Source organism: Acidicapsa dinghuensis (assembly GCF_025685685.1).
GTDB lineage: Bacteria > Acidobacteriota > Terriglobia > Terriglobales > Acidobacteriaceae > Acidicapsa > Acidicapsa dinghuensis.
This window is the reverse complement of record NZ_JAGSYH010000005.1, coordinates 26,888-39,338: the sequence shown is the minus strand read 5'-3', so window position 1 is coordinate 39,338 and position 12,451 is coordinate 26,888. Positions and strand designations below refer to the sequence as shown.

Here is a 12,451-nt window from a genome sequence, read left to right as displayed (position 1 = left end):
GGTTCTTTACTAAGCGGCGGACTTTCGGTAGTCCGCCATCTTTAGGTTTTGAGGATATGGAAGGCTTTTTCCAGGTCAATATCCTGCCTCAGCCTTCGCATTGTTACCCACGGATCGCCTCCGTGGTTCCACTCCGCTGCAGTCGCCACAAAAGCATGCGGACGCTCGGATCCGTCGAGTGCAGACCATGGAAGTGGCAGCGCAACAGGAGCTCCGCTACGGGCTCGTGGTGAATACGGCGCTACTGCGGTTGCACCTCGCTCATTACGCAGATAGTCGACAAAAATTCTTTCTTTTCGCTCAGCCTTACTCATCTTCGTGATGAAGAGCCGTGGATCCTGTTTCTCAAGATGCAAAGCAATTTCGTGCGCAAGTTGCTTAATCGCAGTCCAATCTTGATCCGGGATCACCGGCGCGACAATATGCAGTCCTTTTCCACCCGTGTTCTTGAGAAAGCTGTCGAGGTTTATCTCTTTGAATAAATTGCGGACAGCGATGGCGCTTGCGGCAAGCGTAGGCCATGAAATCGATGGATCCGGATCAAGATCGATGATGATGCGATCTGGATGCTCAAGATCGTCGTTTGTAGCACCCCATGGATGAATTTCCAGAACACCTAGTTGCGCGAGCTCCACCAGAGCATCTTTTGTAGAAATCGTGATATATGGCTCTGCTTTATCGCTTTTCTTATCTTTGATCAAAACAGACTCGATAGCCGAGGACAGCGAATCTGTCGCATGCTTTTGAAAGAAGCACGGCTTGGAAGAGCCTTGCGGGCAGCGCACAATGGATAGCGGGCGATTCGCAATATGGGGCAGGATACCGTCTGCAATCGATAGATAGTAGTCTGCCAGTTGCTGTTTTGTTAGCTTTGATTCCTCGTCGAGAATCTTCTCCGGGTGTGTCAATACGACAGGTGATTGTGATGCCTCGACCTTTGTAGTGGATCGATTCATCTTTTGAACTTGGTGATGACGGGCCTTTCTTGATGCAGAAGCATTGGTCTTTGGAGCCCACACATGATCTTCGCTTTTTGAGATCGCCTCCATGCCCCGCCCAGTCAACGCGCTTTTTGTCTTTTCATCAACAATAGATATGTCCTCTGCATCGCGTTCATAGCGATCATGCTCTTTTATCAGAAGCCACGCCGGCTTCGTCTCTGATCCAAACTTTCTTTTCATTCGCACAAGCGCCCAGCTGCCTTTGAGCTTGGTCCCGTGCAGCGTAAATTTCAAAGATCCTTTCTCAAGCTCCTCGTTCACATCCGCATGATCAGTCTGAGGTTCCCATGTTCCGTAATCCCAAACCATAACAGTGCCGCCGCCATATTGGTCCTGAGGAATAATTCCTTCGAAGCCGCCGTACTCAACGGGGTGATCTTCTACCTGAATGGCCAGCCGTTTGTCGGCCGGATTCATACTTGGGCCTTTTGCCACAGCCCAGCTCTTCAACACGCCATTCCAGCCCAGGCGAAAATCGTAGTGAAGATGAGACGCGGCATGTTTCTGCACAACAAAAGGCAGCTTGGCAGATGCTTTGTGAGCAGCATTCTTTCCGCGCGGCTCACCACCGGTAATACCAAAATCCCTCATCTCCCGGTACCGTTCGAGTTGTTTTTCCACGGCCTCGGCGGGCTTCTGTTTGCTATTACGCTTTGCGCTCATTTGCAAACTCCATTTGTCACGAACCAATAAAAATCGCGAGATTCGCCTCTGATTATGCGAATCTCGCGCTCTGTTGCAGGAACTTCAGTGTCTAGGGAAGGCAATGAGGAAATCTAACGTAGTCAGCCGTTTTCTGTTTTAGTTTGGATGCTCTGTGCATTCTCCACTATGCAGCAGAGCATCTCGACTACCTGTTGACGGAGGTTATTCTCCAGCTCTTACCTGTGCGGTGCCGAAATAGCGGCTGATGGCCCGCAGGAACGGACGGGTTGCTTCAGGAGGCGGAACCGAGCCATGCAGAATCTGCTCGAAGCTGTGATCTCCACCATAAAGTTCATTAGTGTCTGCCGTATTCTGGCTGACCGAGACGCCATTCAAGTCGATTCCCGCAAAGAGGCCGCGGCTGCGTGACCAGGTTAGCAACTCGGCTCTCATGCTTATATCAGTAGCTGCTTGTGCGTCGCGCCCAACGGGACCAGCGGCAGCAGACGCATCGCCGCCAATCTTGAATTTGCTCTTGAGCAGATCAGTAAATCCCTTGTGATTGACAGCTACGAGAACAAGATCGGTGCCTTGTCCGCCAATTTGAAATCCAAACGATCCGCCAGCCATGCGGATGAATACTGGAGCGCTCCATCCATGCGGAGTACGGCAGGTGACAACGCCTTGCCCATATTCGGCGCCTACAATAAAAGCTCCTTTGACCACGCTGGGTATCACGCCGATGCAGACTGCCTGTTTCGCAATGCTGTCAGGCACCGCTTTGTCGGGTACAGACATGATCTGATCAATCACCGCGCGCGCGGAATCCAGGCGAGAATCAAGTTTTTGCGTATCGTCAGCGGCACGTGCAGGAAGTGTCATGGATATTCCCGCCAGAAGCATCAGGCCAAGCAGCTTCTTCATTTCTTTTCTCCTTTTGTTGTTTGTTTCGATGCACTTTTCCGAAAGGATATGCTGCTTCTCTCTCCATCTAGGATGCAACGGGTACTCAAGGGGAGGTCTCAGTTACAGCGGTGAATCACGAAAAGAAAGTTTCGATTCAATCCCGTTCGCAGGAAAAGATGCAGAACGATAACGGTTTGTTGCCCGCTTATTCCCTCTTTTTCCGGTCGGGAAAGGTGGCGCCGTTCATTTATCCGGCGTTAAATCAATCACAATCCCAAATCGGGAGATATCGTCGCGACGAACTTTCGCAACATACCTACCGCAGACCGGTCGCATGCTCTTCCTTTGGTGATCCGAGAGATTCCGTCGGGGCAATCTGTGCGGCATCTGGCTTAGGAGTGTTTAACCATCTTAGTAACGCCGGAGCAAGCAGAGCCGCGCCATCATCCGAAAGGTGAATACCATCCTGAGCGCGCAGCCGTACGGTCCTGCTGTCTGATGTCTGGCCAAAGTCACGATATGCTCCCGTGGCATCGCCAATATAAGTCGCTGGATTCCACCACACTGCCAGCGGGTTGCGGCTGACAACGCTGTAAGCGATGCGATTGATCTGAGCGATTTTGGCGTTATAGATACCGGATTTCATCGGTGGCAGCCCGATCCAGACAACGTGGGCGCCATGGGCCGTTAGCAGATTTAGAAAAGCTGTGGTCCGCTCTTCGTAGACTGCAATCCAGGCAGGCGTGCCAAACGCGAGTACCGTGCCGTTCTCAACAAATCCTTGGCCATCGTTTGCTCCGATCGCTACGTAGATTGCGTTTGGCTCTTGATCTGCAATCATCGCGTGATATTCCTGCATCCAGTTAAAGACATCCGGGCGTGCGAGACCTGTTCCTGAGCGATATGCACGAATGACTTGCAAATTAGAGTTGCCTGCAGTCTGGCGCAGCAGAATGTCGCTGAGAGCCACCGCCATCATCGAATCGCCCACCAGCGCCATCGCACGACGCTGGCCGGTCATCAGTTGGGGAAGAGGAGTAAGCGAAACATGCTGCGGTACATCGTCTATGATCGAACCCCGGGTAACTGAAGGGTGTGCCGTTGTAGTGAGCGCTAAAGTTTCAGGCGTTGGCACTTTCGCGCTGCTATTCCCGTTATGTGGACTGTTTACAAGCAATGATGCTTGGGCAGACGCAAACTGCGCCGGGTCATCGCTCCACCCCACGCGATTTAAGGCGGCGAGTGCTTCCTGGCGCATCGCCGACACCCCAAGCGGAGCCAGCATTTGTCGTAGTCGCGAGGTGAGTTGCACAGCGATAAGCGACGTTTGGCTGACCTCGAGTTGCAAAGCCCATTGCTTCAGGCCCTCTGAGTCCAACAAAACCATCGTGAATGCAAAGCCACAAGCTGCTGTTGCAAGCTGCAGAAGCGAGTTGTGTCGAAAGATGCGCATAAGGATTCAAAATCGGAAGTAGATAAATGGAGCAACGCCAGATGGTCCCAGCAGTTCAACAGTGAAGACCGCTCCGGCAAAGATGGCTCCGCGGGCAGCCGCCGGCCAGTAGCGTAGCTCCATCTCGATGGCCCTGCGCCAGCGCTTGGGTTGGAATTGTCCGGCCAACCCAGCGATAAGCGCGAGCGCCACAGGAATCGTCGCCAAGGTGGATCTGCCGGGAACGGTGAGCCCGTGCAGCATTGTGAACGCAATCGTGAACGATGGCGCGCGAAAGAAGACCCATCCCATACAGACCGCATTGAAAAGAAGCAGCCGGGCAATCCATCGCCATGCTGTTGTTTCCCGGAACTCGACCAGAGGCTGCCATGAGATTGCTCTCCATGTCCGATGAATGACCAGATAGACACCATGCAACGCACCCCAGATGACAAACGTCCACGCAGCGCCATGCCACAAGCCTCCGAGCAGCATTGTGATCATCAGGTTGGCAGCAGTACGCCACACCGAGCCGCGAGATCCGCCCAGCGGAATGTACAGGTAATCGCGCAACCAGATCGAGAGCGAGATATGCCAGCGCTTCCAGAATTCCTGCGGATTCGTTGCGGTATACGGCGCGTTGAAGTTGCGCGGAAAACGGTAGCCAAGCAGCATTGCGCAGCCGATCGCCATATCCGTATAGCCGGAAAAATCGCAGTAAATCTGTGCGGCATATCCGTAGATAGCCAGCGGAATATCCATTCCGTGATACGCCTGAGGAGCGGCGAAGACCGGTTCCACTAACCGCGTTGCAATGATGTTGGAGATGACAACTTTTTTGAAGAGTCCAGCTACGATCAGCAGCATCGCGCGATCGATGCGTATCGCCAGCGGATCTGGACCCTGTTTCAACTGTGGCAGAAAGCTGGATGCACGCAGGATCGGCCCAGCGATCAGTTGAGGAAAGAAAGCGACATAGAGCAATGCATCTTCGATGCGAACTTTCTCTTTAAGCTTTTTGCGATAAGCATCCATCATCAGAGAGATGGCGTGGAAGACAAAGAACGAAACGCCAAGCGGAAGCATTGGTACTGGGATATGAATCGTAGGTGGATGCGCAACATGAGCCCACACGTCGAGAACTGTTATCAGCAGAAAGCTTGTGTATTTGTAATATCCGAGGGTGGCGAGGCATAGAGTTATGCCCGTGGTGAGTCACAATTTCCTGCTGCGCGCTGTATCGCTTGACTGGATGCCCCTGGCGACCATCCCGCTCAAAAGAGAGATGCCAAAGAGCAGAGGAATGAACCGCCAGTCCCAGAAACCATAGAACACGTAGCTGGCCAGAAGCAGAAAAGCCTTATGTGCAGTCGGCCATCGATACAAGCTCCAGGCGGCGATGAGCACGATAAGAAAGAAGAGCGCAAATTCAACAGTAGGAAACAGCATCGAGGCTCCGTTACGGCATCACGTCATCCGAAGCCATGCACATGCACCGCCAATCTTGCATTATGAAAACAAAGGATTTATGAAGAGCTGGTACCAAACACATCGTGTCCCTGCAGACACGATGTGTTTTCGCTGACATAACCGCGCCGACTTTTTAATCGCTGTAAACGTCGTTCATTACACTGGACCGTGCGGTAAAGAGGCTTAAAACACAGCTTCGCGGATCGTCTGGTGCCGTCCATAGATATTTCGCAGGATTTTTAATGACCGAACAGGAGTCGTTTTATGCCAACGCAACAGAGTCTTTCTGCAGCCGCCGCCGGTACGTTCACTCTAGGCGGCGATCTCGCAGTCAACCGCATGGGATACGGAGCCATGCGCATCACAGGCAAGGGAATCTGGGGACCTCCGGAAGACAAGCCGGGAGCGCTTGCCACGCTTCGCCGCGCTGTCGAACTAGGTGTCAATCTGATCGACACTGCCGATTCCTACGGTCCCGGCACATCGGAAGAGCTGATTGCTGAAGCCCTGTATCCCTATCCAGCAGGTCTCGTCATTGCGACCAAAGGCGGATGGGAGCGCCCCGGTCCCGGCAAATGGACACACAACGCCAGCCCCAAGCATTTGACGGAGACTCTTGAAGGCAGCCTGAAGCGGCTTCGCCTGGAGCATATCGATATCTATCAGCTTCACACACCTGATAATGCAGTTTCTTTCGAGGCTTCTGTCGAAACACTGGCGCGTATGCGGGAACAGGGCAAGATCCGCCACGTTGCGCTGTCGAATGTGACCCGCGAGCATATCGAGCGAGCGCGGGCCATCGTTCCCATCGCATCGGTGCAGAACCGATACAGCTTCGCCGATCGCGAATCGGACTATATTATTGACCACTGCGAGAAGCACAACATTGGCTTCATGCCCTGGGCGCCGCTCGGGCAGGCAAGAGAAGCGCACGAGGCTATCAAGAAAGTAGCCGACGAGCTCAAGGCTACTCCGCTGCAAGTGGCATTGGCGTGGCTGTTGAAGCGATCTCCAGTGATTTTGCCTATTCCTGGTACATCATCAGTAGCGCATCTCGAAGAGAACATCGCAGCCGCTAGTCTTGAGTTGCCGCAAGGCTCATTCGACGAACTCTCCACAGTCAGTCACCCGCCTGCCAGCCTGCGTGGCTGAAGTGTAGAAATCGATTGCGTTGCTATAACCCCGGCCTGTCGCTTACCTTGGACTTGTCTCCACGAATCGGCGTTCAGGTCGGGATGCAATGACAAAACAAAATTCTCTCGCTCACATTCCCAGAAATTTCCGATGGAATCGATACCATCCTTTTGCCGTGTCAGTTGCGGCGGTATCGCTGTGCTGGCTCCTATCGCCGCAGGTAGAGGCCGCAGTTCACTCCGACGCGCCGCAGGATGCGCTTTACCGTCACGCCGACGCCCCAATAGAGGAGCGTGTCTCCGATCTGGTACGCCGCATGACGCTGGAAGAGAAGGTGCGCCAGCTCGACATGTACTCTGGCGCCACGGCGATAGTCGACAAACACTCCGACGAAACACATGCCACAGCCGACGCAGTGTTTCTTCCCGAAAAGGCCGAAGCTCTGTGGGGCAGTCTAGGCGTGGGCGCGATTCATGATCTGAATCCCACGCCGGATCAGGCAAACACCATCCAGAAATGGGTTATCTCACACAACCGCCTCGGCATCCCGGCGATGTTCATCGAAGAGGGCTTGCACGGTTTCGACACCGGCACCGTATATCCAGCGCCGATCGGCCTCGCCGCTACGTGGAACCCGGAAATTGCCCGCAAGACCGCGGAAGGCATCGCATCCGAGGCACGCGCGACCGGCGTGGACATGATCCTCGCTCCGGTGCTCGATCTTGCCCGTGAACCCCGCTGGGGCCGCGTCGAAGAGGACTTTGGCGAAGACCCGTACCTGACAGGGCAGTTGGGGCTTGCGTACGTTCGTGGAGCGCAGGGTACCACGCTGAACACAGATCATTCCGTAGTAGCCGAGCCCAAGCACTTCGCCGGACACGGTTCGCCCGAGGGTGGCACCAACACCTCGCCCGTTCACATCGGTGAGCGCGAGCTGCGCATGGTCATGCTCAAGTCCTTTGAGCCGGCCTTCCGCGAAGGGCACGCCATGAGCGTGATGGCTGCTTATCACGAGATCGATGGCATTCCCGTAACAGCCGATCCTCTGCTCTTCGAAACTATCCTGCGCAAAGAGTGGGGATTCAAAGGCTTCGTCCTTTCCGATCTGGGCGCGATCGAGCGTCTCTACAACGCACACCATGTTGCCGCGACGCCGAAAGATGCTGTTTGTCTTGCCAATCGCTCCGGCGTCGATATGCAGTTCTACGATTTCCATCACGATGTCTATCAGCAGGCCCTGATCGATTGTGTCCACGATGAGTCGATCCCCGAGTCGGACCTCGACTACGCGGTGCGCGCCGTATTGCGTGTCAAGTTCGAGCTCGGACTCTTCGACCATCCTTACGTCGCTCCGGCGCTCAATAGCAGCGTGCATCGTTCGCAGGCCCATCTCGATGTTTCGCTTGAGTCCGCACGTGAATCGATGACGTTACTCAAGAATGAAGGCGGCCTGTTGCCGCTTTCGAAGTCGACACGGCACATCGCGGTCATCGGTCCGAATGGCGACGTAGCTCGCTACGGCGACTACGAACGCGAATCAAACGGCGAGCGCATCAGCATTTTGCAAGGTGTCCGTACCTTGCTGCCATCGGCGTCCGTCACCTTCAGCAATGGCGACGATATCGCCGCTGCAGTTGCACAAGCGAAGTCTGCCGATGTGGCAATTCTGGCGCTCGGTGAGCGGCAGGGAATTTCCGGCGAGGGCTTTGATCGCTCGAACCTTGATCTTCCCGGCAAGCAGGAACAGTTACTCGAAGCGGTCGCTGCCACCGGAAAACCTATCGTCCTGGTTCTTGAAAACGGCCGCCCACTCACTATCGGCTGGGCTAAAGAGCACATCCCGGCGATTCTCGAAGCATGGTATCCCGGTGAGTTTGGTGGTCGCGCTGTCGCCGAAACCCTATTCGGAGACAACAATCCCGGCGGCAAGCTGACCATAACCTTCCCCAGGAGTACCGGCCAGCTACCTGACTTCTACAACGCCGATCCAACGCGCGTTCGAAAGTACGTCGATGATGACGGCAAGCCGCTCTTTCCTTTCGGATACGGACTCAGCTATACCGCCTTCAGCTTTGCCAACTTAACGGCTCAGCCGCCCACGCCTGGAACTCGGGGAGGCGTAGAGGTCAGTGTGGATGTAACCAACTCCGGAGATCGTGCCGGCGATGAAGTCGCGCAGCTTTACCTTCGACAGGATACGAGCAGCGTAGAAACGCCCGAGCGGTCGTTAAAGGGCTTTGAGCGCATCCATCTCGCTCCGCACGAGACCCGCACCGTCCACTTCACCATTCCCATACACGAGCTTGAAATCTGGAACGCAGAAGGGAAGTGGGTTGTCGAGCCCGGTTTTTACACATTGTGGGCGGGCGGTGACTCGCAGGCTCAACTGACGACTAAGTTCGTTCTGAAGCATTAGCTCAGGAACTCGGCAACCGCCCTTACAACCCGCTCCTGCTCGTCTGCGCGAATCTCCGGAAAAATCGGCAGCGCCAATACCTCGCGCGCTGCCCGTTCCGCCTCTGGAAACGCGCCGTCCTCATAGCCAAGAAACTCCAGTGCCTTCTGTCTGTGCAGAGGAACCGGGTAGTAAATCTCCGAGCCGACCCGCTGCGCCGTCAGAAAATCCCTCAATGCATCCCGGCGCGCCGTGCGGATGACATACTGATGCCAGATATGCCTGCCGCCCCCGATCTCCTGCGGTAACACCACTCCCTGCTCGGGATAGACACGATTCTCGGCAAGTCCAGCGTTGGCAAACAGTTTGTGATATCGCTGCGCCGCTTCTCGTCTGAGCGCATTGCGCTGTTCAATGTACCGTAGGTGCACGCTGAGCACAGCCCCTTGGAATCCATCCATCCGCGCATTCCAGCCCAACTCATCGTGGTGGTAGCGCTCCCGCATGCCGTGCTGGCGCAGCATCCGCGTGCGCTCGGCAAGCTCAGGATTGTTGGTAGTAACTGTGCCCGCATCGCCCGCCGCATTCAGGTTCTTGGTCGGGTAAAAGCTGAATGCCGCAATGTCTCCAAGACCGCCGGCTTTGATGTCGCCTCGGCTCGCGCCCCAGGCCTGCGCGGCATCCTCCACCAGAGCCAGTCCAAACTCCTTCGCGAGCTGCGTGAAGTTTTCCCACGCAACACACTGCCCGTAAAGATGCACAGGAAGGATTGCTGCAACTGAATGTTCCGGTGCGTTGCCAAGCACCTTTTTTACCTGCGTCGCATCAAGATTGAAGCTGACCGGGTCAATATCGCACAGCATGGGCTTGCCCCCGGCGCGCAAAATACTGCTGACGGAAGCAAAAAAGCTGAAAGGAGTGGTGATAACGGCCTGATCCTGAATTCGAACCGCAGCTAGAGCAAGCCACAGGGCGTCCGTTCCTGACGCACAACCAACTGCGTGTCGTATCCCGAGGTGCTGGCAGGCTTCCTGCTCAAATCGAGAGACGAAATCGCCTAGAATGAATTGCCGGCTATCCACTACCTCGGCAAGCGCGGCGATAATTTCATCCCGAATCGGAGCGTATTGACGCTCAAGATCGAGCATTGGAACTGCGGGCAAGGCAGGATGCGTAGTTGGAGCAGCCATGAATGGTTGGGCTGTTTCTGTATTAGCCACGTTTGCTAGTTTATCAACCCAGCACAAATTTAGGCTTGGCACGCAGAGATAGTTTTGAAACGAATCATGCTGTGACGGGTCTACTTAGGATCAGGCTAATGAACGGACGTTGATACAGTACGGAGGCCCGATTCGGGCTTCAAATCGCACAGGGATTGTTGAATTGTGGTTGCAGCGCCTATAGTGAGAAGGGTAGATTTCGGAGACTGGTGTAAAAGTCAAATTGACTCTAGCTTCAGTTACCGTTTGAGCAACCAGAGTTGGCCGGTCCAGGGCAGTGCAGGATAAGTCTGGTGCTATGCGGGTTCCGCACTTTTTCATCGCGGGTCCTGAGCAGGCAAGGTGCAGTTTGGCTGCCGGATTGGCTTCAGGGTGAAAGAACAGAAATTGATCAAAGGAAGTGGGAGATCGGCATATGGAGAACAAGCCGGCACAAAATATTCAGGACACATTCCTGAACACGGTCCGCAAGGACAAGACACCCATCACTATCTACCTGGTCAGCGGCGTTAAATTGACCGGAAAGATTCGCTCATTCGATAAGTATTCCGTTCTGTTGGAAAACAACAGCCAGGAACAACTGATCTTCAAACACGCGATTTCAACGGTAGTCAGCAATCGCAGCGTTATGCACGCGCCCGACTATCGTGTGAACGCGCCGGCTGCAGGCACAGCCAATGCAACCGCGGCTCCGCCAGCGGCTGCTCCGGCCAGCCCTGTCAGTCATTCATAGGCAAGCTATTCGTAATCGTAAGAAGCACTCTGGCGAAGTAGAGGCAATGGGCGAAGCAGCTGACAGCTTCGCTTCATTCTCTGTTTCCGCGTCGGGCGAAAAGCAGGCGTACTGGGCCATTGAACGCGCTGACAACGGCGAACGCGCCGTGCTCGTCGGTGTGAACATCTCAGCTCGCCCTGCCGCGCGCAGACCGAGCGCCGAAAGTGCCCGCGCCGCAGCTCTGATTCAAGCCGAAAACTTCAACGAAACAGACACCCAGTCTTCCCGCCCGCTTTCCTCCGGAGAATCGATCGATTTTGATACTGGCCTGACGCCTGATGCCTCCCTCGCAGAATTCCGTGAACTGGTAGAGAGCGCCGGAGCGAGTGTCGTTGCGCAATTGATCCAGCGGCGATCCCGGCCCGATCCGGCAACACTAATCGGCGCAGGTAAAGTTGAGGAGATCACCGGCATCGTCGCGGCCAATAACGCAGATCTGGTCATCTTTGACCGCGATCTAAGCCCGACTCAGTTGCGAAATCTCGAAAACCTGCTGCCATGCCGCGTCCTTGATCGCACGCAGCTCATCCTCGACATATTTGCCCGTCACGCCCGCACTCGCGAAGGTCAGTTGCAGGTCGAATTAGCGCAGCTTGAGTACATGCTTCCTCGCCTCACCGGACGCGGCAAAGCGATGTCGCAGCTAGGCGGTGGCATCGGCACCCGTGGTCCTGGCGAAACGCAGCTTGAAACCGACAGACGCCGCATTCAGCGCCGTCTCGTGCATCTGCGCGAAGAGCTTGAAAAAGTGCGCCGCATCCGGCGCCAGCAGCGCCAGCGTCGTGAAGCAGTGCCTGTTCCCACGGTCGCACTCGTGGGCTACACCAATGCGGGCAAAAGCACACTCTTCAATCGCCTTACCGGAGCAGGCGTGCTTGCCTCGTCCCGCATGTTCGCCACACTCGACCCCAAGCTGCGTACGCTGGAGTTGCCCAGCCGCCGTAAGATCCTGCTTTCCGATACCGTCGGATTCATTCGCAATCTACCCCACACTCTCGTCACCAGCTTCCGAGCCACGCTGGAAGAGGTCGAACGCGCCGAGGTTCTGCTTCACATACGCGATGCTTCCTCCACCTATGCGGAAGAGCAGAAATTGCAGGTTGAAAAAGTACTTGGCGAGCTTGAAGTACTCGATAAGCCGCGCATCGAAGTGATGAACAAGATCGACCTGCTGCCAGCAGAGGAGCAGGAAGCTCTGGCAGTTCGCGGGCGGATACAGGTTTCAGCCAGAACCGGCGAGGGGCTGGAGGCGTTACTACGTACGATCGATGAAGCCCTCGTTGCCGATCCTCTGGTTGATGCGGATCTGATTGTGCCGCAATCCGCAGGCGCCGCGCTCGCCGCGATCGAAGCAGGCATGATCATCCATCAGCGTGCGTTTGAAGGGGATCGGGTGCATCTATCAGTTCGTGGCCCTGCGTCCCTGGTGGGACGCATTCGCCAGGGAATTGCGAAACTCGACGTACACTAAGC

10 protein-coding genes are annotated in these 12,451 nt (G+C 55.3%); 4 read left to right on the top strand and 6 right to left on the bottom strand.

Features of this window, described 5'->3' with window-relative positions; translation table 11 throughout:
• Positions 1-41: 41 nt before the first annotated feature.
• From ligD to OHL22_RS15075, 5 genes are all read right to left on the bottom strand, one after another.
• Positions 42-1,664 (bottom strand): non-homologous end-joining DNA ligase, encoded by a 1,623-nt coding sequence (gene ligD / locus OHL22_RS15095; protein WP_263339018.1) that lies wholly within the window; start codon positions 1,662-1,664, stop codon positions 42-44.
• A 204-nt stretch (positions 1,665-1,868) separates the two neighbouring features.
• Positions 1,869-2,570: a lipid-binding SYLF domain-containing protein gene (locus OHL22_RS15090; protein ID WP_263339016.1), complete on the bottom strand. Its 702-nt coding sequence runs from the start codon at positions 2,568-2,570 to the stop codon at positions 1,869-1,871.
• A gap of 298 nt (positions 2,571-2,868) precedes the next feature.
• Positions 2,869-4,005 (bottom strand): SGNH/GDSL hydrolase family protein, encoded by a 1,137-nt coding sequence (locus OHL22_RS15085; RefSeq protein ID WP_263339013.1) that lies wholly within the window; start codon positions 4,003-4,005, stop codon positions 2,869-2,871.
• Positions 4,006-4,011: 6 nt separating this feature from the next.
• Positions 4,012-5,070: an MBOAT family O-acyltransferase gene (locus tag OHL22_RS15080; protein WP_263339011.1), complete on the bottom strand. Its 1,059-nt coding sequence runs from the start codon at positions 5,068-5,070 to the stop codon at positions 4,012-4,014.
• A 129-nt stretch (positions 5,071-5,199) separates the two neighbouring features.
• Positions 5,200-5,433: a hypothetical protein gene (locus tag OHL22_RS15075; RefSeq protein ID WP_263339009.1), complete on the bottom strand. Its 234-nt coding sequence runs from the start codon at positions 5,431-5,433 to the stop codon at positions 5,200-5,202.
• 285 nt (positions 5,434-5,718) lie between these two features.
• Here OHL22_RS15075 and OHL22_RS15070 point away from each other — a divergent pair, with 285 nt between their 5' ends.
• Both OHL22_RS15070 and OHL22_RS15065 read left to right on the top strand, forming a co-directional pair.
• A complete protein-coding gene (locus OHL22_RS15070; RefSeq protein WP_263339007.1) occupies positions 5,719-6,606 on the top strand; it encodes an aldo/keto reductase in 888 nt (295 codons plus the stop codon).
• A gap of 157 nt (positions 6,607-6,763) precedes the next feature.
• A complete protein-coding gene (locus tag OHL22_RS15065; RefSeq protein ID WP_263339005.1) occupies positions 6,764-9,004 on the top strand; it encodes a glycoside hydrolase family 3 N-terminal domain-containing protein in 2,241 nt (746 codons plus the stop codon).
• Here OHL22_RS15065 and OHL22_RS15060 read toward each other — a convergent pair.
• The gene (locus tag OHL22_RS15060) at positions 9,001-10,203 is read right to left on the bottom strand and encodes a DegT/DnrJ/EryC1/StrS family aminotransferase (RefSeq protein WP_263339003.1); all 1,203 of its coding nucleotides are present in this window, start codon (positions 10,201-10,203) and stop codon (positions 9,001-9,003) included. The two genes, OHL22_RS15065 and OHL22_RS15060, sit on opposite strands and share 4 nt — an antisense overlap.
• Before the next feature lie 415 nt (positions 10,204-10,618).
• On the opposite strand from OHL22_RS15060, the gene hfq reads away from it, so the two are divergent.
• Together hfq and hflX are read left to right on the top strand one after the other, a co-directional pair.
• The gene (gene hfq, locus OHL22_RS15055; RefSeq protein WP_263339001.1) at positions 10,619-10,936 is read left to right on the top strand and encodes an RNA chaperone Hfq; all 318 of its coding nucleotides are present in this window, start codon (positions 10,619-10,621) and stop codon (positions 10,934-10,936) included.
• A gap of 46 nt (positions 10,937-10,982) precedes the next feature.
• Positions 10,983-12,449 carry a GTPase HflX gene (hflX, locus tag OHL22_RS15050; RefSeq protein ID WP_263338999.1) on the top strand — a complete coding sequence of 489 codons (1,467 nt, stop codon included), beginning with the start codon at positions 10,983-10,985 and terminating at the stop codon, positions 12,447-12,449.
• Positions 12,450-12,451: the final 2 nt, after the last annotated feature.